The sequence below is a fragment of the Youngimonas ophiurae (nom. illeg.) genome (assembly GCF_049803795.1).
GTDB lineage: Bacteria > Pseudomonadota > Alphaproteobacteria > Rhodobacterales > Rhodobacteraceae > Thalassobius.
The window spans coordinates 57,571-79,149 of record NZ_JBNAGJ010000001.1; the positions used below are offsets into that span (position 1 = coordinate 57,571).

The following is a 21,579-nucleotide window of genomic DNA, read 5'->3' on the forward strand; positions in this document are numbered from 1 at the left end:
GGGCCTCTCTTTCCAGGTTCACCGGAAAGCTAGGCCGCCGAGTCTCAATGCACTCTTAACGCAGCTGTGGAATTTCGGTGTCTATTTGCTGAAAATTGTTCGCACCCAGGGCCAGCCCCGCGAAGTCGAACAGCCCCGGATCCAGCATATGAGAGGGCCGGATATTGGTCAGCGCGCGGAACATCACCTGACGGCGGCCGGGAGAGTTTTTCTCCCATTTATCAATGATTTGCTTGACCTGCTGGCGTTGTAGACCGTCCTGCGATCCGCACAGATCGCACGGAATGATCGGATAGTTCATCAGACGGGCGAATTTCTCGCAATCGGCCTCGGCAACATGTGCGAGCGGTCGGTATACGAACAGGTCTTTTTCTTCGTTCACCAGCTTGGGCGGCATGGTGGCCAGACGCCCTCCGTGGAACAGATTCATAAAGAAAGTTTCCAAAATGTCGTCCCGGTGGTGGCCCAGAACAACTGCGGAACATCCCTCTTCGCGGGCGATTCGGTACAGATTGCCCCGGCGCAGGCGCGAACACAGCGCGCAATAGGTCCGGCCCTGGGGCACCTTATCCATCACAACCGAGTAGGTGTCCTGATACTCGATCCGGTGCGGAACGCCCATTTTTTCCAGAAATTCGGGCAGCACTGTGGCCGGAAAGCCCGGCTGACCCTGATCCAGATTGCAGGCCAGCAGTTCGACCGGCAGCAGGCCGCGCCATTTCAGCTCGTGCAGGACGGCCAGCAGGGTATAGCTGTCCTTCCCGCCGGACAGGCAGACCAGCCATTTGGAGCCCGGTTCGATCATGCCGTATTGCTCGATCGCCTCGCGGGTGTTGCGGACGATCCGCTTGCGCAGCTTCTTGAAATCGGCCGATTTGGGCGCACCGTGAAACAGCGGGTGGATGTCGTCTGCGTCGTCCAGCATGGTCATTTCTTCTCTTTGGGGGCAGGAACCGGGTCATAGCCATCGCTGCCCAGCGGGTGACAGCGCCCGATGCGGCGGATCGTCAGCCAGCTGCCCCGGAGCGCGCCGTGTTTTTCCAGCGCCTCCAGCGCATAGGCGCTGCATGTGGGCTGATAACGGCAATTATGCCCGACCCAGGGGCTGAAGATCAGCCGATACGCCCGAACGGGCAGGGCGACGATATGGGCAAGCGGTGTCATGCGCGATCCTGATGCAGCTTCTTCAGCGCATAGATAAGGTCGGCTTGCAGATCCTCAAAGGGGCGCTGGGCGGTCATTCCCGCGCGTCCGATCAGCACATAGTCCCATCCGGCGCGGCCGTGGGTGGGCAGCAGCATCCGGGCGACCTCGCGCAATCTGCGTTTGGCGCGGTTGCGGGCCACGGCATTGCCGACCTTCTTGGAACAGGTAAAGCCCACGCGGATTCCCTGCGCGGGCTCGTCAGCGCGCCGTTTGCGCGCCTGAACCATCATGCCGCGGGTGCCCTGCCGCCGCGCCTTGGACGCGCGCAGGAAATCCGAGCGGTTTTTCAGAACCTCAAGACAAACGGAAACCGCCGGGGGCGCATCCCCAGGGCTGGCACTGCCATCCATAGGGGCCTCCGGCGGTGTCATGTCCGTCAGGTCGGCTAAGCTTAGGCGCTCAGCGACTTGCGGCCGCGTGCGCGGCGTGCGTTCAGGATCTTGCGACCGGCTTTGGTGGCCATGCGGGCGCGGAATCCGTGGCGGCGCTTGCGAACCAGGTTCGAGGGCTGGTAGGTGCGTTTCATCGCTCCGTCTCCAAATCATCTGGGGGCTGGACAAGCGGATTCGCCCGGCCCGTGGTATCCGAAGCCCGTCCTATAGGGGGAGGCCCGGACTATGTCAAATCCCTGATCGGGGTTTTGCAACAAAAATATGGCTCTTTTCGGGGCAAATGTTTCAAGCCCCCGCAAAACCCGTGAAAACGCGGCGTTAGAAGTCACCGCCGATCAACCCGGCGTGATCCCCCTATCATCTGGCGCGTCCTGCCCGCATTTTGGCTGCAACCGAGAATGGGGAAAATTGTGGGAAACAAACAGGAAAAACAAGCTCGAAGCTGGGGGCGGATGCTGCCTTTGCTGGTGATTGTGGGCGTGGCGCTGGTGGGGGGCTATCTGCTGCGCGATTACCTGAGCTTCGAGACCCTGCGCGACAACCGCCAGGCGCTGCTGGCGTTTCGGGATGCGCACTATGCGGCGACGGTGCTGGTGTTCATGCTCGTTTACGTGGGCATTGTGGCGTTTTCCTTGCCTGGGGCGACGGTGGCCACGCTGACGGGCGGGTTCCTGTTCGCCACCTTCCCCGGCGCATTGTTCAACATCACCGCCGCCACGATCGGCGCGGTGGGGATCTTTCTGGCGGCGCGCTGGGGGCTGGGCGAACGTCTGGCCGCCCGGATGCAAAGCAGTCAGGGCGCGGTGAAGAAGATCAAAGACGGGATCGACGAAAACCAGTGGTCCATGCTGTTCCTGATCCGTCTGGTGCCGGCGGTGCCGTTCTTCGTGGCCAATCTGGTGCCTGCGCTGGTGGGGGTGCCTTTGTCGCGCTTTGCGATCTCGACCTTTCTGGGCATCATTCCGGGCGGCGTCGTCTATACTTCGGTGGGCGCGGGGCTGGGCGAGGTGTTCGCTCGTGGAGAGACCCCGAACCTGGGCATCATATTCGAGCCGCAGATCCTGCTGCCCATTCTGGGCCTGTGCGCGCTGGCGGCGCTGCCCATCGTGATCAAGGCCCTGCGGGGCGGGAAGGCTGCATAATGGCTAAGATAAAGACGGATTTGCTGGTGATCGGTGCGGGCTCGGGCGGGTTGTCGGTGGCGGCGGGCGCGGTGCAGATGGGGGCGGATGTGACCCTGCTGGAAGGGCATAAAATGGGCGGAGACTGCCTGAACTATGGCTGTGTGCCCTCCAAGGCTTTGCTGGCCGCGGGCCATGCGGCCCATGCGATGACGGCGGGCGCTGCGATGGGGGTCAGCCCCGTGCCGGCGCAGGTGGACTACGCCAAGGCCAAGGATCACGTAGCCTCGGTGATCGACACCATCGCCCCGGTGGACAGTCAGGAACGGTTCGAAGGTCTGGGCGTGCGGGTGATCCGCGAATTTGGCCGCTTTACCGGCCCGCGTACCGTGCAAGCGGGCGAGCATACCATCACCGCCCGGCGGGTGATCATCGCTACGGGCTCGTCCCCGTTCGTGCCGCCGATTCCGGGGCTGGATCAGGTGCCCTATCTGACCAACGAAACCCTGTTCGATCTGCGCGAAAAGCCTGACCACCTGCTGATCATCGGCGCAGGCCCCATCGGGATGGAGATGGCGCAGGCCCATATTCGGCTGGGCTGCAAGGTTACGGTGATCGAAGGGGCCAAGGCCTTGGGTAAGGATGACCCTGAACTGGCCGGGATTGCCCTGGATGCTCTGCGCGCCGAGGGTGTGCAGATCGTCGAGGACGCGCAGGCGCAGCGGATCAGCGGGGCGGGGGGCGTCACCGTTCATACTGAGGCGGGGGAGTTGACCGGCTCGCATCTGCTGATGGCCGTCGGGCGCAGACCCAATATCGACAAGCTGAACCTGGAAGCGGCGGGTATCGACTACGAACGCAGCGGGATCACCGTCGATGATCGCCTGCGGACCTCGAACAAGAAGGTCTATGCCATCGGGGACGTCGCCGGTGGGCTGCAGTTCACCCATGTTGCGGGCTATCACGCGGGCCTGATCATCCGAGAGGTCCTGTTCGGCCTGCCCGCAAAGGTGAAAACCGCGCATATCCCCTGGGCTACCTATACCGATCCCGAGATGGCGCAAGTGGGCCTGACCGAGGCACAGGCGCGTGAAAAACACGGCGATAGGCTGGAAGTCGCGCGGTTCGAATATCACCACAACGACCGCGCCATCGCCATTCGCCAGACAAAGGGTCTGATCAAGGTGATGGTGGTCAAGGGGCGGCCCGTCGGGGCCTCGATCGTGGGACATCAGGCGGGCGAATTGATCGCCACTTGGTCGCTGGCCATCGCCAATGGCATCAAGATGGCAGGGATTTCTGCGATGATTGCGCCCTATCCGACCATTGCCGAGGTTAACAAGCGGGCAGCGGGTGCCTATTTCTCTCCGAAACTGTTTGATAACATGAAGGTCAAACGGGTGGTGCGGTTCGTCCAACGCTGGCTGCCATGACCCGATAACGGAGCAGATATGCTGAACTCGCTTTCGGGCCGATTCCTGATCCTGACGGTCATCTTCGTGATGCTGGCCGAAGTGCTGATCTTTGTCCCGTCCATCGCGCGCTTTCGCGAGGATTACCTGCTGTCGCGGCTGGAACGGGCGCAGATCGCCAGCCTGGCGTTGCTGGCCGATGACATGATCTCGATGGATCTGGAGGAAGAGCTGCTGCGCAACGCCGAGGTGTTCAACGTGGTGCTGCGCCGCGATGAGGCGCGCCAGCTGATCCTGTCCTCGCCCCTGCCGCAGCCGATTCACGCCACGTTCGACCTGCGCGAGGCCCCGGCCTTCGATCTGATCCGCGACGCGATGATGCGCCTGTTCGATACCGAGGACCGGGTGATCCGCGTGATCGGCGATCCGGTCCGCGAGGCCGGCCTGCTGATCGAGGTAACGATGCAGACCGCCCCCCTGCGGATGGCGATGATTGATTACGGGCTGCGGATTTTGGTGCTCTCTGCTGTGATCTCGGCCTTTACGGCGGTGCTGCTGTTTCTTGCTGTCCGCATGTTCCTGGTGAAGCCGATCAAAGGCGTGGTGCGGCATATGCAATCCTATGCCGCCAACCCCGAGGACGCCCGCCGGATCATCACCCCCACGTCCTCTCTGCGTGAGCTGCGCGAGGCCGAGGAGGCCCTGGCCACGATGCAGACCCAGCTGACCGGCGCGCTGAAGCAAAAGGAGCGCCTGGCCCAGCTGGGCGGCGCGGTGGCCAAGATCAGCCACGATCTGCGCAATATCCTGACCAGCGCGCAGCTGTTCACCGACCGGATCGAAATGTCCGAAGATCCCGGTGTCAAACGTCTGGCGCCCAAGCTGGTGAACTCGATCACCCGCGCGGTGCATCTGTGCGAATCCACGCTGGCCTTTGGCAAGGCCGAGGAACCCGCCCCTCGCCTGAGCCGCATTTTCCTGGCCGATATCGTCAGTGACGTGATCGACAGCGAACGCCTGTCCGTGGGCGAGCATGACATTTCCTTCGCCGAGGACGTCCCCGGCGCCATGCAGGTGCGGGCCGATCCTGAACAGCTTTATCGCGTGATCTTCAACCTTGTGCGCAACGCCCGGCAGGCTCTCGCGCAGCGGGGCGCGGGGGGGGAAATCTCGGTTCATGCGGAAGAGGACGATGCCTGCTGGCTGATCCGCGTCACCGATACCGGCCCCGGATTGCCCGCTAAGGCCCAGGAACATCTGTTCAAACCCTTCCAGGGCGGAGCCAGCAAGGGCGGCACCGGGCTGGGGCTGGCCATCGCGCAGGAATTGATCCGCGGCCATGGCGGTGATTTGCGCCTGGATTACACGGGGCCCGAAGGCACATCCTTTGAAATCGCGCTGCCCAAAGGCGAGGCCACCCAGTAAAATAAGGGCAAACACGAGGGGCGAAAAAACTTCGGGAAATCTGCGATTTTTGCTCTTGCCAATGTCCGCAGCAAGGCTTAAACCCCGCCTCCACGGACCGATAGCTCAGCTGGATAGAGTACCTGACTACGAATCAGGGGGTCGGGGGTTCGAATCCTCCTCGGTCCGCCACTTCCCCCTTATAAGACGTCAGGCGAAATTGGCTTTTACGTCATAAACTGACCCAATCACCGCGAACCGGATGATTGTGGGTAAACCGCGAGTATCCGGTTCGCCCCCGTACGTGATGCTTCGCTGGATTTTTAGGATGGCGACGCACGGAAAACGCCTAAGCTATGCTGGGACGGCGGTAGCGCCGTGAAAAATGCCAAACGGTCCGCCGGAAACGCCGTCACAGCAACTGCCCGCGCACTTTCTCCATAGTCTCACCAAGATCCCTGCGGCTTCCACCTTGGGGGATTTTCCAACGCGGGACCGGCCACCAAGCCCAACCGTCACACGCGTGCCCGCATTCCGGACATTCGAATTGGCTGAGGCACGGTTCAAATGAAGACTGGCGGGCTACGAGTTTGGGCTACCTAAACAGAAGTAACAATGCTTCCAGGCTGGTTGAATGCGAATTTTGAGCCTCTTTCAGTAGGGCAGGAGCTTCTTCTATGAGCTTGGCGTCGCGCTTCCATTGCCCAGCCTGTCCACCAGTGAACTTTTCGCCATGGAAGTAACTATTTCCCGCGCGACAGACACCATTGATTATAAGTTGCGAGAGATTTGAGAGTGGGACGGGATTAGCTGGATCCCACTGCATATCTGCCAGAAGGCGGCGCGGTGGCTCGCCAACCAGTGTTTTTGCAGCCCCAGACCTCGCGACATGATCGAAGACCTTCTGATATCTTGAAGCTGTCCGCACACCTGGCAGACCAAGATGCCGCATCCACCATATCTAATCGACGTTCAAACTGGTCTATCTGCACTTCCGTTCGGGCTTTGCGGTTGCCTACCAATCGCTGAGGGCCGAGCCTGCCAGACTGGAGAAGATTTGCGTATCCAGCAGAGCAGGCGACTTGTCCTTCAAAGTTGATCTAAGCGCATTGATCAGCTCATCCATCATCAATCAGCGCATACATGCGGGCGCGATCATATTTTTGGTTTGAATTTCGTGGCTTGATCGTGCGTCCGGTCGACTTGATCCACTTGGATATCGTTTGTGGTGTCGGTCCGTGCTGTTTGCTCAGGACACGCAGAGATTTCCCGCCTTACGACCACGAAGCCAGCTCGCTAGATGGTAGGCGTTACTCTTCCGAGGAGTGCGCAGAAGCAGCATCGTTTATATTGCATATCTATGTGTCGATGTTCCCAGTTGATGGTATGTCATGCGCACATGTGGACACCGAAGCCGCAGGGAATAATGCGCTCGTTGACACTTGAACATGCGGCGCGTGGTCATCTTGGCCATTACTTGAAATCTGATGGCCCGTTCGTGCTGCCATGCGCTGCGCCCTGTAGTTTTGTGTTCTCTACCATCCGGTATGATGGCGTGTTCATGTCTCCGGACAGCCAAACAGCGACGGAATTCCGAAACCGGGGCGTTGTATGATCCAGGTCATGCAACTCTGTTACCGAGTGTCGTAACAGGGGGAAACTGTTCAAATCGACGGAAATCGAGCCATGAACGAAACACAGCGCGAAATTGAAATGTCCCTTGGTCTGGGAAAGGCCAGTCGGAGCTTCCCAGCCTGGCTGGGATGGGTGGGGGCTGCTGTCCTTCTCGGGGCGCTTGGGGTCTGGTGGATGCAACAGACCGAAGAACGCTCGGGGGTGGTCTATGTGACCGAGGCCGCCAGCCGTGGGAATCTGACGGTGACGGTCACCGCAACCGGAACGATAGAGCCCACCAATAATGTCGAAGTGTCATCCGAGCAAACTGGGACCATCGCCGAGGTACTGGTGGATTTCAACGATCGGGTCACCTCTGGCCAGGTTCTGGCCAAGCTGGACACGGTGCAGCTGAACGCGCAACTGGCCGTCCAGATTGCCAGCCAAGCGGTGGCCGAGGCGCAACTGGCCAGCGCGCAGGCCAGCCTTCTGGAAGCGCAAGCGGATTTTGAGGTTGTGAAGCAACTGGATGAACGCGGCGTCACCTCGCATGTTAATCTGATCACGTCGCAGGCCGCGTTGAACCGGGCTCGTGCCGGCGTTGCCAGTGCGCAGGCCAATGTGGATCTGACGCAGGCCCAGCTTGATGCGCAGCAGGCCATTCTGGACAAGGCCACCATCGTGTCGCCGATCAACGGAATCGTGTTGGATCGCGCTGTCGATGTCGGACAGATCGTCGTTGCCAGCCTGTCTGCGCCCGAGCTGTTCACAATTGCCGAGGACTTGGCGCAGATGGAATTGCAGGTCGATGTTGCCGAGGCCGACATCGGTCGGATTGCCAAAGGGGATTCCGCAAGCTTCACCGTCGATGCCTATGACGATGCGGTTTTCCCGGCGGAAATATCCATGGTGCGCTATGCGTCGGAAAGCACCGATGGGCTTGTGACATACAAGGCAATTTTGTCCGTAGACAATGAGGCGCTTTTGCTGCGCCCCGGCATGACGGCCACCGCCGATATTATTGCCGCACATTACGAAGACGTGCTGCTGGTGCCCAATGCTGCGCTGCGCTTTGCTCCGCCCCAGGTCATCGAGGCCGAGATCGCGGACGATGAGGGCGGCGGTGGTCTGCTGGGGCTGATCATGCCTTCGAGGCCTGGCGCCGCTAGGGCCGTGTCCGATCATACGCTGTGGGTGTTGCGCGGCAAGGACATCGTTGAGATCACGATTGAAAAAGGAGATTCGGATGGTCTGCACACGATCATTCTTGCCGGTGAGGTGCAGGCCGGGGATCAAGTGATCACCGACATGATCGAGGGCCAGTAACGTGAGCAGTGATACGGGCACGGGCAGCAACGTGGGCCGCGACACTCCCGTGATCGCGTTGCGGGACATTTCCAAGGTTTACGGCAGTGGCGAAGCTGAAGTGCGCGCCATGGATGGCGTCGATCTGACCATCGCACCGGGCGAGTTCGTCGCGATCATGGGCCCGTCGGGATCTGGAAAATCGACCGCGATGAACATCATCGGCTGTCTCGATAGCCCCACCAGTGGCAGTTACCTGTTCAACGGGGTGCAGGTGGGCGATCTGACGCGGGATCAGCGCGCTTTGTTGCGTCGCAACTATCTTGGTTTCGTGTTTCAGGGGTTCAACCTGCTGGCGCGCACCTCGGCGATAGACAATGTTGAACTGCCGCTGATCTACAAGGGCGTGCCGGCCGGTGAACGGCGCGCACAGGCGATGGAGGCTCTGGCGAAGGTCGGGCTCAAGGGGCGCGAACACCATGATCCCTCTCAGCTTTCGGGGGGGCAGCAACAGCGGGTCGCCATTGCCCGTGCCCTGATCGGCAGCCCGCAGGTCATCCTGGCGGATGAACCTACTGGCAATCTCGATACCAAACGGTCACTCGAAATCATGGAGCTGCTAAGCGATTTTAACCAGCGCGAAGGGATAACCATCGTCATGGTCACGCATGAAGAAGACATGGCGGCCTATGCCCACCGGGTGATCTGGATGGTGGACGGGCGTATAGAACGCACCGGCACCCCCGAAGAAGTCTTCAACCACGAAAGGCAGGGCGCATGATACGGGAAACCGTTCACCTGGCGATCCAGGCCATCTTTCGCAATGCGATGCGCTCGATCCTGACCGTGCTTGGCATCGTGATCGGTGTGGCGGCGGTCATCGCTATGGTCACTGTAGGCCAGGGCAGTTCCGATCAGGTCACGGCGGATGTTGAAAAGCTGGGCACCAATGTATTGATGGTGTTGCCAGGGGCAGGGCGGATGGGGCCGGGGAACAGTTCCGTCGCGGCATCGCTTGAACTGAAGGATGTCGAGGCGCTGGTGGATCAACTGTCCAGCATTCGCACCGCCGCGCCCTATACACAGACCACGCTGAACGCGGTCTATGGCACCGAGGACATGCGTACATCCGTGGCCGGCACCGATGCGCGCTATCTGGACGTGGTGGATTGGCCGGTGGTGCGCGGGCGCAGTTTTTTGCCGTCTGAGGAAAACTCGGGCAAGGCGGTCTGCATCATCGGTGAAACCGTTCGCCAAGAACTGATGGGAAATTTCGATCCGGTCGGTGAGACATTGCGCTTGAAGAGTGTCTCGTGTGAAGTCATCGGTTTGCTGGAGGCAAAGGGCGCGTCGAGCTTCGGTTCGGATCAGGATGATATCGTTTTGATGCCGATCAAGGCCTTGCAGCGCCGGGTTCTTGGGACGTCAGATGTTTCGATGATCTATCTGGCGGTGGTCGATGGCGTGTCCACCGAGCGCGCCGTGGTCGATGTCGAGGTGCTGATGCGCGAGCGGCGCAGGATCAGTGACGGCGAAGAAGACGATTTTAATGTCCGCGACATGAAACAGCTGGCGTCTATGCTGACCGGGATTACCGACGTTTTGACTGGTTTGCTATCGGCTGTGGCGGCTGTCAGCCTGTTGGTTGGTGGGATCGGGATCATGAACATCATGCTTGTCTCGGTCACCGAGCGCACCCGCGAAATTGGCATCCGGCTGGCGGTTGGGGCCACGGCGCATCAGGTGCTGCTCCAGTTTCTGGTTGAGGCGGTTGTGCTGTCGATGATCGGTGGAGTCATTGGCATCCTGTTGGGGCTGGGGCTTGCAGCCGTAGCGTCCAACATCATGGTCATCCCGTTCAGCCCCGATCCGTTTATCGTGGCCATTGCATTCCTGTTTTCAGCGGCGGTTGGCGTGGTTTTCGGGTATTTCCCAGCGCGTCGTGCCGCGCATCTGGATCCGATTGAAGCATTGCGTCATCAATGATGAATGGCCGCAGGCGCGGGCGCACAGGATTGGAAATTCCGCTCATCAGAATCTGCCAGCGGTGGCTTGTCTGCCCGAATGTTCGTGGTGAAGGGGCGCGGCGCAACCGGATAATTGCCCGCACTCCTTGGCACGCCAAAAACTGAAAATACCCCTAAATACCCAAGACCGGCCGGATTGCTCTGGCCGGTCGTCATCCAGACTGTCTTAGCGATAGGCGGCGGGCAGTTGGATTTTCAGGATCCGGTATGGATCGGCGGGGCCTGCGGACGGGTCGAACAGGTGATCCAGCTGGCCCTCGATCACATAGGCCTGCGTTCCGATCACCGTGGCCGTCGTGGGCACGTTCAGATCCGCCGCGATCGTGTCGATTGTGGCAGCGTCGCCGTTCAGCGTGACACCCAGCAGGGCGCCTGTCGCGCCAGCAGACAAACCGCCGCCTTCGACGATCAGAAACCGTCCGTTGCCCAGGGCCGTCAGCCCGTCCGCGCCATGGATATTTCGCGGCAGGGCCACCTGGCTGACGGCTCCGGACTGGCCGTTCTGCTCGATGGCGATCCGGTGCAGCGTGCCGGTGTTATAGCGCAGCGCATAGACCGCGCCGTCGTCATAGGCGATGCCATTCAGGTTGAAACCCTCGCCGCTGAATTGCGCGTCCTCCAGCCAGATTTCCAACTGATCGCCCCCCGGTGCAAGCGCATAAATCCGCGGCGCAAAGCTGTCGGTGGCCAGGATCGTGCCGTCCGGCAATTGGGCGATGTCATTGCAGAAGGCACCGCCAGCGGGCAGCTCGTACCGCCCCGAGGCCGCGCCGGTGACGCGGTCAAAGGCCACCAGAGCGGGGGCGGCGGTGCCGGTCAGCGCGCTGATCCCCGGATCCGAGGAACAGGCGAACACGGTGTCCCCCGCCACGTGCAGGCCCACAACCGTGACCATGCCATTCGCACCGGCGGGGGCGAAATCGCGCACGCTGTGATCTTTGGCCGAGATCGCGATCAGGCGGCCCTGGGTCAGGCTGCCGGTATACAGGTTGCCATCGGCATCGGCCGAAATGCCCTCGGGGGCAAAGGCGGGGTCGGGCAGGGGGATGGCAGTGCCGGACTGGGCGAGCGCCGGCACAAAAGAGACAAGCGCGCCGATCAGCGCGAAAGGGGTCAGCGAGAGTTTCATAAGCTTCCTTTCCAGATATGTGAGGAAAGAAATGCCCGTTCGGGCCTGTGTTTGCGCGCCGCGGACGGTCAATCTCGCGCCTGTTTCGGTCAGGGCGCGGGGCGATAGCTGTCCATCTGAACCACATGGCTGGCGGGCTGGGTCTGTGTGGCGCGCAGCTCGGTCGGGCTGAGCGAGAACCGCAGGCGAAACCGCTCGGAAAAGCGTGATTGCGACTGGTAGCCGCAGTCAAAGGCAATCTGGCCGATGGGCATGTCCGACATCATCACCAGCTCGACCCCATGGCTTAGCCGCGCATCTTCAAGCAAAGCGCGGAAGCTGGTGTTTTCGCTGCGCAATTGGCGGCGCAGGGTGCTTTCGCTCATGGCCAGTTTCGCGGTCAGATCCGCGATCCGCCAGTCCTGTGCGGGGGCGGCTGCGAACAGGCTGCGAATCCGATCACGCAGTGTCTCGGCCCCCGATCCCAGCAGGTTTCCAGCCACCCCCTGCCGGGCCAGCAGTAGCAGGATTTCGGCCAGGCGGTGCCGGGTCTGTGCGCGATCCGAGCCAAACTTCCGATCATGTGCCAGCCAGTCCGCAATCAGCGAAAACAGCGCGTCCGACCCGGCGGTGCGCCATTTCGCAGACATCTGCCAGTTGGTCAGCTCGGGGCCATAAATCTTGTGAAACAGCTCAACCGTGGGGGCATCGAACACCAATGAGGCCCCCAGAAAACGGCCCGTTCCCACCGCCGGGATGTTTTGCAGATCAAAGCGCGTGTTGGGGGGCAGCACCAGCAGCTCTCCTGCCTGGACGTCGTAGATTTGGGGGCCCACCGCGATCCGTTTGCGTCCCTTGATCGGGAACATCACAATCGGCTGGGCCATGTCCATGTCTGTCAGGCTCTGGGTCTGTTGGCACCCGTTCACGCCGATGTTGCGCGCAATCTGCCCCGCAGACATGGCCTGCGAGACTTCGGATTCCAGCCGTAAAAGCGTCTGATCGCTGATCATTGGGGCTCCTTATCTGGTCTGGCCGCAGTTTAATACAGCAGCCCCGCAGGCCCAGCCCTGCACACAGATTTGACCGTTTCAGGCGCAAGAATGATGGGTTCAGGCCAGGCAATCAGCCGTTACGAGGCCTGGGGCGCCCGATATGGGGCGGCTCTTGGGTGATCTGCCAGACCGTGGCCGGGGGAAAATTGCGCAAGGTGTGGCCGGCTCTTTGGGTGCGCAGGCCCAGCCCCGTCCGGATGCGCGCAGGCACCGGGCAGCGCGGGCCATAGGTGAATTGCCACAGCGCCGCGCCGGGCCGCAGTTGGGCGAAAACGCCGGCCAGCACCCGCAGCACCTGGCTTTGGGGCATGGACAGCAGCGGCAGGCCACTGATGGCCGCTCCATGCTGGCGGCTGGCGGGGGGCAGGTGCCGCAGGCCGCCTGCATCCATCCGATAAAGCCGGGCCTGCGGAAACCTGAGGCTTAGCAGATCGGCAAAGCTATCCTCGGCCTCGATCAGGGTCAGGTTCCGTTCGGCCACCCCCGCTTTCAGCAGGGCGCGGGTGAAAACGCCCGTTCCCGGCCCCAGTTCCAGCACGGGCCCGGTGTCGGGGCCGATGCGGGCGGTGATCAGATGCGCCAGCCGGGGCCCCGAAGGGACCACCGAGGCCACGCGCAACGGCGCGCCGATCCAGGCCTTGAGGAACAGAACAGTGTCGGTCATCGCGCTACCCTTGCATCTGTCTTGGATACCACAATAATGTGAGCAAAGGCTCATATCGGAAACTCGTATTTCATGGCGTCGGCGGAAACCTTCCTAAACCCCAGAAAAAAACCGCGTCAGGCCCGTGCCCGCGCGACGGTCAGCGCGATTTTGCAGGCGGGGGCTCATATTCTGGAAGAGCAGGGGCTTCAGGGATTCACCACAAATGCGGTGGCGCAGCGGGCCGGGGTCAGTATCGGCAGCCTGTATCAGTATTTCCCCGCGCGCGAGGCTCTTTTGGCGGCGCTGATCCGGCAGAAACGCAAGACTTTGCTTGGCGCGCTCCAGACTGCCTCTGCCCAATCCGAAGGGCAGGATTTAACCTGCGTGCTGCGCGCGCTGATCCGCGCGGGAACCGCGCATTGGCAGCAGCGGCCTGCTCTGGTCCGCTCGCTCAGCTATGCTGAGGCGACCCTGCCCATGGAAGAGGAAACGCGGGCGCTCAAGCGGGCGATCCTTCAGGTTGTCAGCCAGGCGCTGGCCAACCATGCCGTTCCCCGCCCGGCCCAGGCCGCGCGGGATCTGTCTGCGCTGACTTATGGCATGACGGATGCAACCGGGGTGTTCGGACCGACCGAGGCCAGCACGCTTGAGACACGGATTTTGCGGGCGGCGCAGGGCTATCTGGGCATGGCAGAGGGGCAGTCCAGTTTGCGCAACAGGTAGATATCCATGATCCACCCGTTCCGTGCCCGCGCCTGCGCGCGCGTCTGCCGAATCCTGTCCGAGACCTCTGCCAGCTGTCCGGACAGGCGGATTTCCTGTGTCATTCCGGCATAGGCCGACCACCAGATGTGATAGGCGCTGCCGCTCAGGCTTTGGAAGGCACAAGACCCGTCCAGCATGACGACAACGGTGTCGGCCCCGTCCGGCCAGCCGTGATCGCGCAATTGGCGGCCGGTGGTGATGGTGATGGGCGCTCCGATCCGGTTCAGCGCGATGGCATGTCCCGCCGTCAGCGCCTGCACCGAGGTGATGCCGGGAATGACGCTTACCCTAAGCGGCAGGTGGTTTTCCAGCCGTGCGGCGATGCGCAGCGTGCTGTCATATAACGACGGATCGCCCCAGACCAGAAACCCCACGCGCCCGCCATCGGGCAGATGGGCACGGATTTCAGACCGCCAGGTTTCCGCGATGGCATCGTGCCACTGCGCGACACCCTGGTGATAATCGGGGGTGCTGTCGTCGCGGCGCGGCAGATCGAACTCGGCCAGTTTCGGCCCGCCGGGTCGCAAGACCCGCTGGCAGATTTCCCGCCGGGCCTGGGCCAGATCGTCTTTGTTCCGGCCTTTGCGCGGGATCAGGATCAGATCGCAGGCATTGAGCGCCTCGACCGCCTGTAAGGTCAGATGCTGCGGATTGCCGGTGCCGATACCGACCAGCGACAGGGTGTACATGGGTAGAAATCCTTGGTGTGCGTGGCCCCAGAAAGGGCCACGCCGGAAGCGTTAGCTGCCGCTGTGCAGGCGGGCGTTGAACAGTGGCGTGCGGGTCAGATCCCGTGCCGATTTGGCCGCCGCCAGAACGGCCAGGTCCGCCAGGGGCTCGATGATCACGACCAGCATGTAGGCACCGCCAAAGGCAAGGACCGAGGCCAGGGTTTCCGCGCCGACCCCCTGTCCGTAAAAGGCCCAGAACGCGACCCAGGCCACCACGCCGCCCTGATAGGCCGTCGAAAGCGCCAGCGCCTGCGTGTATTTCAGATCCACATAGGCCGTGCCGGGGGCGATGATGCGTTGGGCCAGCTCTTTGACCAGCCACAGAGGCACCAGCAGGGTGGTCACGTTGATGAAATATTGCGGCAGATCGAAGGGCGCGAACACAAGGCCCTGAATCAGCAGCCCCAGCGCCAGACCAACGGCCGCCGGCGCGGCACCCAGCAGCAAAAACAGGGTCGAGCCGAGGATGAAATGCACCTCGCTGACGCCGACCGGGAAATGCGGCAGGATCTCGAAGAACACAAAGGTCAGGACGGTGGCGATCAGCGCGCGCCCGGCAAAGGCCAGCACCCCGCTGGCGCGGATCAGATCATAGGCCGATCTAAGCACCAGCGCGCCGGCACCAGCAGCCGTGGCATAAGACAGCACGATTTTCGCGCCGGTTACGATTCCAGGTTCGATATGCATTTTAGTCTCCTTGCCGTCTTCCCCGACGGCGATTGTGTGATACGGCCCGAAACGGGCCAGGATGTCGTGTGGCGGCAGGTCTCCTGACTTTGCGGATCATCGCTGGCCGCGCCTTCCCGAGGTCTTCAGTGGCAGTGCGGTTTGCTCGTCGCTTACAGTTGCGGGGGCAGTCACGGATTTGCACCGCGTTCCCTTTTCATCCCAGGTGCAAGCACCGATAGGAGCCGCCGGGCCGAGTTATCTGTGGGGTTGGCCTCCTTTCTGGATGGGGCTGGACGCCCCCGAGATCAGGTGAAAAAAGGTTCCGCTGGCATGGCCTCGGCGCGATCCGGTTTCCGGCACCTCGGCGCCATTGGCATCCTCGACATGGGCCAGGGGATCATCCGGCTGGGCCAGGATTGTGGAATAGTGGAATTCATGCCCGCGCAGCGCCGTGCCCGCAGGCAGGCCGGGCATCGCGGACTTCAGCCGGGCCAGGCGGTATCCCAGATGCATTTTGCGCCTGGCATAGCTGGTCTCTAGCCCTAAAAGCCCGGCCATCCGGTGCCGGGTGCCTTCCTTGTCGACCAGCCCGGCGCCCATGGCCATGTAGCCGCCGCATTCGCCATGGACCGGGCGGGTTTCAGCAAAGCGGCGCAGCCCGGTGTGGAATTGCTCGGCCGCCGCCAGCGCCCCGGCGTGCAATTCCGGATAGCCTCCGGGCAGCCAGCAGGTATCGGCGCTTGGGTCCGGGGCCTGATCGGCCAGAGGCGAGAAGAACAGAATTTCGGCTCCGGCCCGGCGCCAGCTGTGCAGAAGATGCGGATATACAAAGGAAAACGCCGCATCGCGCGCCAGCGCAATCCGCTGCCCCGGAGGCGGCGGCAGATGTAGCGGGGCCGCGTTGGCCTGCGTGCCGCCAGCCGCCGCCAGCAGGGCCGGAATGTCGATGTGTTGGGCGATGAAATCCCCGGCGGCCTGCAACAGAGCCTTCAGTTGGGGCTGCTCTTCGGCCTGAACCAATCCCAGGTGCCGCTCGGGCAGCTCGACCGCGCCGCGCCGGGGCAGCGCGCCCAGAACCGGGATGCCTGCCTGTTCCATGCCCAGACGCAGCAGATGTTCATGGCGGGGGCTGGCCACCTTGTTCAGCACGACGCCCGCCAGCCGGACATCGGGCCGCATCTGGCGGAACCCCAGCGCCGTGGCGGCCGCCGATTGCGCCTGACCAGAGACATCCAGCATCAGCACCACCGGCCATCCGGTCCGGGCGGCGATATCGGCGCTGGCACCATTGCCGGTCTCGCCGGGGCGGGCGACGCCATCGAACAGGCCCATCGACCCTTCGGCCAGCGCCAGATCCGCCCCCTGCGCCTGTTGCAGCCATTGGCTCAGATCGCCGGGCGTCATGGCCCAGCTGTCCAGGTTGAACGAGGGCCGCCCCGCCGCCACCCGGTGAAAGCCGGGGTCGATATAGTCGGGGCCGCTTTTGAAGGGCTGCACCGTCAGCCCCTGGCGGCTGAGCGCATTCAGCAGCCCCAGCATCAGCGTGGTTTTCCCGGTCCCCGAAGAGGGCGCCGAGATCATCAGACCAGAGGGCAGGCTCATTGCGTGCCCTCCGGAAAGCGCGGGTGCGTGCCCACGGGGCGGAACCGGCGGTCATAATCCCCGGCATAAAGGCAGCTTTCGTCGAAATCCTGCGCCCCCAGGGCAGGCCCCACCAGAATCAGCGCGGTGCGGCCGCGTTCCCCCTGCGTGGCGTCGAGCACCGTTGCCAGCGTGGCGCGCAGCAGGCGCTGATCGGGCCAGCTGGCGCGCCAGACAATGGCCACCGGGCACTCGGGCCCATAGGCGGGGGTCAGCCGCGCCACGACATCCTCAAGCACATGCACGGACAGGTGAATCGCCAGCGTGGCCTGGGTGGCGGCGAAATTCTCCAGCGTTTCGGCCTCGGGCATGGCCGAGGCCCGCCCCGAGGTCCGCGTCAGCACCAGCGATTGCGCCACGCCGGGCAGGGTCAGCTCAGCCCCAAGCGCCGCCGCCGAGGCCGCAAAGGCAGGCACGCCGGGGGTGATCCGATAGGGAATGTCCAGGGCGCGCAAGCGGCGCAATTGCTCGCCCATGGCGGACCAGACCGACAGATCCCCCGAATGCAGACGGGCGATATCCTGTCCGGCCCGATGAGCGGTCTGAATTTCCGCGATGATCTGATCTAGCGACAGCGGCGCGGTGTTCACGATCCGGGCACCGGGCGGACAATGCTGTAACAGCGCCTCGGGCACCAGCGAACCCGCATAGAGACACACAGGGCAGGCCGCGATCAGGTCGCGCCCGCGCAGGGTGATCAGATCGGGCGCGCCGGGGCCGGCTCCGATAAAGTGGACGGTCATTTGGTGGATCCTTCTGCAAGGGCGATGGTGATGTGGCCGCAAGCGGATACCCAGCGCGGAGCGATCAGCCGTGTGGTCTGTTGTCCGGTCTGAGGGGACAGCGCGGCCAGCGCCGTGGCCTCGGCCACCGATCCGGTTGCGAAACGCGCCAGGATACGGGGGGATTGTGTGTGGGTCGGAACGCCCGCGATCTGCTGTTCGCTGAGCGTGAAAAGCGGCAGGCCCATCTGTTGCGCCAGTGGCCTTAGCGGCGCGGCCCGCTGCTCCAGACAGGCCAGCGCGGCAATCGGGTGCGTGGACATTTTCAGCGCGGCGTGCACCTGTGCCTGCTGCGCCGTGCTGCGCATTCCAATTCCGGCAACAATCATCGCAGAACGCTCCATTGCAGCTGGCTGCGCGCGGCCTGCCACCCCTGGCCCCGCCCCAGAGGCTGCGCCATGGCCAGGTCGATTTTCATCAGCGAGCCGCCCTGTGCGTCCTGCCACCGGGTCAGCAGGGCCTGGCTTTGCAGCGTGACGGCATTGGCAACCACGCGGGTGCCCGGCGGCAGGATGTCCCACAGCGCGCGGAACAGGGATTCGGACCCGCCTCCGCCCAGAAACACTGCATCGGGCGGCGGGAGTTGCGGGAATATCTGGGGGGCCGCGCCCAGATGCGGAGTGATCCGGTCCAGCAGGCCAAAGCGGCGGGCATTTTCGGTGATGTTCTGAATGCGATCTGCGCGGGGCTCGACTGCCGAGGAACTGGCCCCCGTCGCCGCCAGCGCCCATTCCACCGAAACCGAGCCCGAGCCCGCGCCAATGTCCCACAGATGCTGCCCCGCGCGGGGGGCCAGCGCGGCCAGGGTCAGGGCGCGCATCGGGCCTTTGGTGATCTGGCCGTCATGCGCGAACAGATCGGCGTCGCGGCCGGGGCTTTGGGGCAGGCCGGCCCGGCCCTCAATCTGCAAGGCCACCATGACCGGGGCGGGGGTCTGGGGCAGGTCGAACCGATCGGCCCGGCTGGTGTGGATCTGCTCTCGTGGCCCCCCCAGTGCGGCAAGCAGCGTCATGCGGCTGGCACCAAAACCCTGCTGGGTCAGCCACTGGGCCAGGGCACGCGGGGCCAGCCCGTCGCGCAGGGTGCAGAACAGGCGCTGCCCCGCGTTCAAATGCGCGATCAGGTGCTCGAACGGAGCGGCATGAAGCGCGACTGCCTGGACATCCTGAGCCCGCCACCCCAGATGCGCAGCGGCCAGGGCAACGCAGGAAAGCGCGGGAAAGCACTGCCATTCGGCGGGCGTCAGGTGCTGGGTCAGGCTGCCTCCGGCACCGTGCCAGAACGGATCGCCCGAGGCCAGCACCACCACGCGTTTGCCGCGCGCCCGTAGCACCGGCTCAATGGAAAACGGCACGGGCCAGGCCCGCCCGCGCGGGCCTGCGTTCACCAGGGTCAGGTGACGCGGGCCTCCGAAAATCAGCTGGGCGTCATGCAATGCCTTTCGGCTTGCATCATGCAGCCCGGCCAGTCCATCTTCGCCCAGCCCGATCAGGGTCAGCCACGCAGGATCAGAGAGGTTTTCACACATGGCGCGCATCCTTCTGCTTGGCGGCACCAGCGAGGCCTCGGAGCTGGCGCGCGCCTTGGCACAGCGCGGGGCGGACGCGGTGTTTTCCTATGCCGGACGGACGGCCAGACCCGTCGCGCAGCCCTTGCCCACACGGGTTGGCGGCTTCGGAGGATGCGCGGGGTTGCAGGCTTTCTTGCAGGCTGAAAACGTGCGGCAAGTGATTGATGCAACACATCCTTTTGCCTCTGGGATGAGCCGGAACGCACAGGCCGCCTGCGCGGCGCTGGGGGTGGATCTGGTGACGTATCAACGCCCGCCCTGGCAGGCTGGCGCTGGTGACATCTGGCATCATGTTTCCGATATGCAGGCCGCCGTTGCAGCCCTGCCCGAGGCCCCCGCGCGGGTGTTTCTGGCGATCGGAAAACAGGCGCTGGCGCTGTTCTCTGCGCGGTCTCAGCATCGGTATCTGCTGCGGCTGGTGGATGCGCCGCAGGACGTGCCCTTGCGGCACTGGCAGGCGGAAATTGCACGCGGGCCGTTCGATGTGCCCGGCGATATTGCGCTGATGCGCGCCCACCGGATCCAGCTGATCGTGGCCAAGAATGCGGGCGGGGACGGGGCCATGGCAAAGCTGGTGGCCGCTCGCGAATTGGGCTTGCCGGTGATCCTGGTGGATCGTCCGGTTGCGCCGGCTGGCACGGTTCTGACAGGGCTGGAGCAGGTGCTGCATTGGCTGGATCATCCGGAGCGTCTGGGGGTGTAGACATGCCGCCCCACCTGCCGCGTCTGTGAATTCCCCAGCAGCACCACGGTGCGCATGTCGGCCATTTGAGGATGTGCCTGCGACAGGCGAACGGTGGTCAGGGTTTCCCCCGGTTTGCAGACGTCGCGCGCAAACGAGATCAGCCGATCGGGGCCGCATTCCTGGCGCAGGATGTCCAGGGTCCGGGCGAATTGATGGGGACGTGCTTTGGAGCGCGGATTATAGAAGGCCATGGCGAAATCGGCCTGCGCGCCCAGCCTGAGCCGCTTTTCAATCAGCGGCCAGGGCTTGAGATTGTCGCTTAGATTGATCGCACAGAAATCATGGCCCAGAGGGGCCCCCAGCCGGGCAGCGGCGGCCAGCATGGCGGTAATGCCGGGCAGGACGCGGATGTCCAGATCCTGCCAGCGATCCGGCCCGGCCTCCAGCGCTTCGAACAGGGCCGAGGCCATGGCGAACACCCCCGGATCCCCCGAAGAGACAACCACCACGCGATGCCCCTGCGCGGCCAGTTCCAGCGCATGTGCCGCGCGCTCCAGTTCGACCCGGTTGTCGGTTGCGTGCAGGGTCAGCCCCGGACGAGGCGCAATCCGGCGCACGTAGGGAATATAGCCGATGACATCGGTTGCCTGGGACAGCGCGTGCTGTACCTCTGGGGTGATCAGCTGCGTATCTCCGGGGCCCAGACCCGCGATTTGAACCCAGCCGCTCATGGGCGCCGCCCCTGGCCATGGATCAGCACGATCGAGAAATAGGGGACGGTTTCGGGCGCGTCCGAGAGTTTCTGAACCGTCTCGCCCTGCATCGTACCGCGCTCGACCAGCCAGGCGTCTTGCATCCGTCCGGCGGCGCTGAGGGCGCGTTTCAGCTTGGGCAGGTTGCGGCCGATCTTCATCACAACCAGCGCATCGGTGTTGGCCGCATGGCGGGCCAGTTCCTGTTCGGGCAGCGTGGCCATCGCAACTGTCAACACGTCATCGCCCCAGGTGATCGGCGTGCCCGTGGCTGTCCAGCAACCGGACATGCCGGTGATGCCGGGGATGATCTCGATCTGTGCGCGGCCCTGAAGGCGCGTGTGTAAGTGCATGAAAGAGCCAAAGAAAAACGGGTCGCCCTCGCATAGAACCAGAATGTCTTGTGCGGCGGACAGATCCGCCAGACGCGTGGCCCAGTCATCGTAAAACCCGGACAGAAGCCGCGTATATTCGGGCGAGTCAAAGGGCAGCTCGGTGGTGACGGGATATTCCATCGCCCATTCGGTCGCCGCAGGGTTTATCAGCCCCTCGACTGTTTTACGGGCCCGTCCCGCGCGGCCTTTTTTGCGGAAATAGGCGACGTGGCTGGCACCCGAGATCAGCCGGTGGGCCTTGACGCTCATCAGATCGGGATCACCGGGGCCGAGGCCCACACAGATAACCTTGCCCATGA

At 63.2% G+C, this 21,579-nt stretch carries 23 protein-coding genes, 1 tRNA gene and 1 riboswitch; of the genes, 9 read left to right on the forward strand and 15 right to left on the reverse strand.

The window, feature by feature from the left end:
• Nucleotides 1-55: 55 nt before the first annotated feature.
• Genes ttcA through rpmH form a run of 4 tightly spaced genes read right to left on the reverse strand, consistent with a single transcriptional unit; the run spans nucleotide 56 to nucleotide 1,732 of the window.
• Nucleotides 56-925, reverse strand: coding sequence for a tRNA 2-thiocytidine(32) synthetase TtcA (ttcA, locus tag ACP15O_RS00330; protein WP_425094037.1), 870 nt, complete (start codon nucleotides 923-925; stop codon nucleotides 56-58).
• A gap of 2 nt (nucleotides 926-927) precedes the next feature.
• On the reverse strand, nucleotides 928-1,164 hold the full coding sequence (gene yidD, locus ACP15O_RS00335) for a membrane protein insertion efficiency factor YidD (RefSeq protein WP_425094038.1): 237 nt from the start codon (nucleotides 1,162-1,164) through the stop codon (nucleotides 928-930).
• Nucleotides 1,161-1,577, reverse strand: a complete 417-nt coding sequence (gene rnpA, locus ACP15O_RS00340) for a ribonuclease P protein component (RefSeq protein WP_425094039.1) — start codon at nucleotides 1,575-1,577, stop codon at nucleotides 1,161-1,163. Before rnpA ends, yidD begins: the two co-directional genes overlap by 4 nt.
• A gap of 20 nt (nucleotides 1,578-1,597) precedes the next feature.
• Nucleotides 1,598-1,732 carry a 50S ribosomal protein L34 gene (gene rpmH, locus ACP15O_RS00345; protein ID WP_005980833.1) on the reverse strand — a complete coding sequence of 45 codons (135 nt, stop codon included), beginning with the start codon at nucleotides 1,730-1,732 and terminating at the stop codon, nucleotides 1,598-1,600.
• Between the two features lie 318 nt (nucleotides 1,733-2,050).
• Here rpmH and ACP15O_RS00350 point away from each other — a divergent pair, with 318 nt between their 5' ends.
• From ACP15O_RS00350 to ACP15O_RS00380, 7 genes are all read left to right on the forward strand, one after another.
• Nucleotides 2,051-2,740, forward strand: coding sequence for a TVP38/TMEM64 family protein (locus ACP15O_RS00350; protein ID WP_425094836.1), 690 nt, complete (start codon nucleotides 2,051-2,053; stop codon nucleotides 2,738-2,740).
• On the forward strand, nucleotides 2,740-4,152 hold the full coding sequence (locus ACP15O_RS00355) for a dihydrolipoyl dehydrogenase family protein (RefSeq protein ID WP_425094040.1): 1,413 nt from the start codon (nucleotides 2,740-2,742) through the stop codon (nucleotides 4,150-4,152). Before ACP15O_RS00350 ends, ACP15O_RS00355 begins: the two co-directional genes overlap by 1 nt.
• An 18-nt stretch (nucleotides 4,153-4,170) precedes the next feature.
• Nucleotides 4,171-5,556 carry a sensor histidine kinase gene (locus ACP15O_RS00360; protein WP_425094041.1) on the forward strand — a complete coding sequence of 462 codons (1,386 nt, stop codon included), beginning with the start codon at nucleotides 4,171-4,173 and terminating at the stop codon, nucleotides 5,554-5,556.
• Between the two features lie 94 nt (nucleotides 5,557-5,650).
• Nucleotides 5,651-5,727, forward strand: a tRNA-Arg gene (locus ACP15O_RS00365).
• Between the two features lie 1,494 nt (nucleotides 5,728-7,221).
• Complete coding sequence (locus ACP15O_RS00370) at nucleotides 7,222-8,475, forward strand: efflux RND transporter periplasmic adaptor subunit (protein ID WP_425094042.1); 1,254 nt, start codon at nucleotides 7,222-7,224, stop codon at nucleotides 8,473-8,475.
• 1 nt (nucleotide 8,476) lies between these two features.
• Nucleotides 8,477-9,235, forward strand: a complete 759-nt coding sequence (locus ACP15O_RS00375) for an ABC transporter ATP-binding protein (protein WP_425094043.1) — start codon at nucleotides 8,477-8,479, stop codon at nucleotides 9,233-9,235.
• The gene (locus ACP15O_RS00380) at nucleotides 9,232-10,440 is read left to right on the forward strand and encodes an ABC transporter permease (protein ID WP_425094045.1); all 1,209 of its coding nucleotides are present in this window, start codon (nucleotides 9,232-9,234) and stop codon (nucleotides 10,438-10,440) included. The genes ACP15O_RS00375 and ACP15O_RS00380 overlap by 4 nt, the downstream gene beginning before the upstream one ends.
• 207 nt (nucleotides 10,441-10,647) lie before the next feature.
• Here the strand turns inward: ACP15O_RS00380 and ACP15O_RS00385 are convergent, their stop codons facing one another.
• From ACP15O_RS00385 to ACP15O_RS00395, 3 genes are all read right to left on the reverse strand, one after another.
• Nucleotides 10,648-11,610: an NHL repeat-containing protein gene (locus ACP15O_RS00385; RefSeq protein ID WP_425094046.1), complete on the reverse strand. Its 963-nt coding sequence runs from the start codon at nucleotides 11,608-11,610 to the stop codon at nucleotides 10,648-10,650.
• 89 nt (nucleotides 11,611-11,699) lie between these two features.
• The gene (locus tag ACP15O_RS00390; RefSeq protein ID WP_425094047.1) at nucleotides 11,700-12,602 is read right to left on the reverse strand and encodes a helix-turn-helix transcriptional regulator; all 903 of its coding nucleotides are present in this window, start codon (nucleotides 12,600-12,602) and stop codon (nucleotides 11,700-11,702) included.
• A gap of 112 nt (nucleotides 12,603-12,714) precedes the next feature.
• Nucleotides 12,715-13,308, reverse strand: coding sequence for a class I SAM-dependent methyltransferase (locus tag ACP15O_RS00395; RefSeq protein ID WP_425094048.1), 594 nt, complete (start codon nucleotides 13,306-13,308; stop codon nucleotides 12,715-12,717).
• Between the two features lie 72 nt (nucleotides 13,309-13,380).
• Between ACP15O_RS00395 and ACP15O_RS00400 the strand changes: the two genes are divergently transcribed.
• Nucleotides 13,381-14,013, forward strand: coding sequence for a TetR/AcrR family transcriptional regulator (locus ACP15O_RS00400; RefSeq protein WP_425094049.1), 633 nt, complete (start codon nucleotides 13,381-13,383; stop codon nucleotides 14,011-14,013).
• Here the strand turns inward: ACP15O_RS00400 and cobF are convergent.
• The 6 genes from cobF to cbiE form a co-directional block, all read right to left on the reverse strand.
• The gene (gene cobF, locus ACP15O_RS00405; protein WP_425094050.1) at nucleotides 13,968-14,744 is read right to left on the reverse strand and encodes a precorrin-6A synthase (deacetylating); all 777 of its coding nucleotides are present in this window, start codon (nucleotides 14,742-14,744) and stop codon (nucleotides 13,968-13,970) included. The two genes, ACP15O_RS00400 and cobF, sit on opposite strands and share 46 nt — an antisense overlap.
• Nucleotides 14,745-14,795: 51 nt before the next feature.
• Nucleotides 14,796-15,473: an energy-coupling factor ABC transporter permease gene (locus ACP15O_RS00410; RefSeq protein ID WP_425094051.1), complete on the reverse strand. Its 678-nt coding sequence runs from the start codon at nucleotides 15,471-15,473 to the stop codon at nucleotides 14,796-14,798.
• A 56-nt stretch (nucleotides 15,474-15,529) separates the two neighbouring features.
• Nucleotides 15,530-15,717: riboswitch (cobalamin riboswitch) on the reverse strand.
• On the reverse strand, nucleotides 15,711-17,057 hold the full coding sequence (locus ACP15O_RS00415) for a cobyrinic acid a,c-diamide synthase CobB (RefSeq protein ID WP_425094052.1): 1,347 nt from the start codon (nucleotides 17,055-17,057) through the stop codon (nucleotides 15,711-15,713). Its footprint overlaps the riboswitch before it by 7 nt.
• The gene (cobM, locus tag ACP15O_RS00420) at nucleotides 17,054-17,839 is read right to left on the reverse strand and encodes a precorrin-4 C(11)-methyltransferase (protein ID WP_425094053.1); all 786 of its coding nucleotides are present in this window, start codon (nucleotides 17,837-17,839) and stop codon (nucleotides 17,054-17,056) included. Before cobM ends, ACP15O_RS00415 begins: the two co-directional genes overlap by 4 nt.
• Nucleotides 17,836-18,207, reverse strand: coding sequence for a cobalamin biosynthesis protein (locus tag ACP15O_RS00425; protein ID WP_425094054.1), 372 nt, complete (start codon nucleotides 18,205-18,207; stop codon nucleotides 17,836-17,838). Before ACP15O_RS00425 ends, cobM begins: the two co-directional genes overlap by 4 nt.
• Nucleotides 18,204-19,406 carry a precorrin-6y C5,15-methyltransferase (decarboxylating) subunit CbiE gene (gene cbiE, locus ACP15O_RS00430; protein WP_425094055.1) on the reverse strand — a complete coding sequence of 401 codons (1,203 nt, stop codon included), beginning with the start codon at nucleotides 19,404-19,406 and terminating at the stop codon, nucleotides 18,204-18,206. The genes ACP15O_RS00425 and cbiE overlap by 4 nt, the downstream gene beginning before the upstream one ends.
• Between cbiE and ACP15O_RS00435 the strand changes: the two genes are divergently transcribed.
• Nucleotides 19,405-20,151: a cobalt-precorrin-6A reductase gene (locus ACP15O_RS00435; protein WP_425094056.1), complete on the forward strand. Its 747-nt coding sequence runs from the start codon at nucleotides 19,405-19,407 to the stop codon at nucleotides 20,149-20,151. The two genes, cbiE and ACP15O_RS00435, sit on opposite strands and share 2 nt — an antisense overlap.
• On the opposite strand, the gene cobJ is transcribed toward ACP15O_RS00435, so the two are convergent.
• Both cobJ and cobI read right to left on the reverse strand, forming a co-directional pair.
• Nucleotides 20,127-20,864 carry a precorrin-3B C(17)-methyltransferase gene (gene cobJ, locus ACP15O_RS00440; protein ID WP_425094057.1) on the reverse strand — a complete coding sequence of 246 codons (738 nt, stop codon included), beginning with the start codon at nucleotides 20,862-20,864 and terminating at the stop codon, nucleotides 20,127-20,129. The two genes, ACP15O_RS00435 and cobJ, sit on opposite strands and share 25 nt — an antisense overlap.
• Nucleotides 20,861-21,577: a precorrin-2 C(20)-methyltransferase gene (gene cobI, locus ACP15O_RS00445; RefSeq protein ID WP_425094058.1), complete on the reverse strand. Its 717-nt coding sequence runs from the start codon at nucleotides 21,575-21,577 to the stop codon at nucleotides 20,861-20,863. The genes cobJ and cobI overlap by 4 nt, the downstream gene beginning before the upstream one ends.
• Nucleotides 21,578-21,579: the final 2 nt, after the last annotated feature.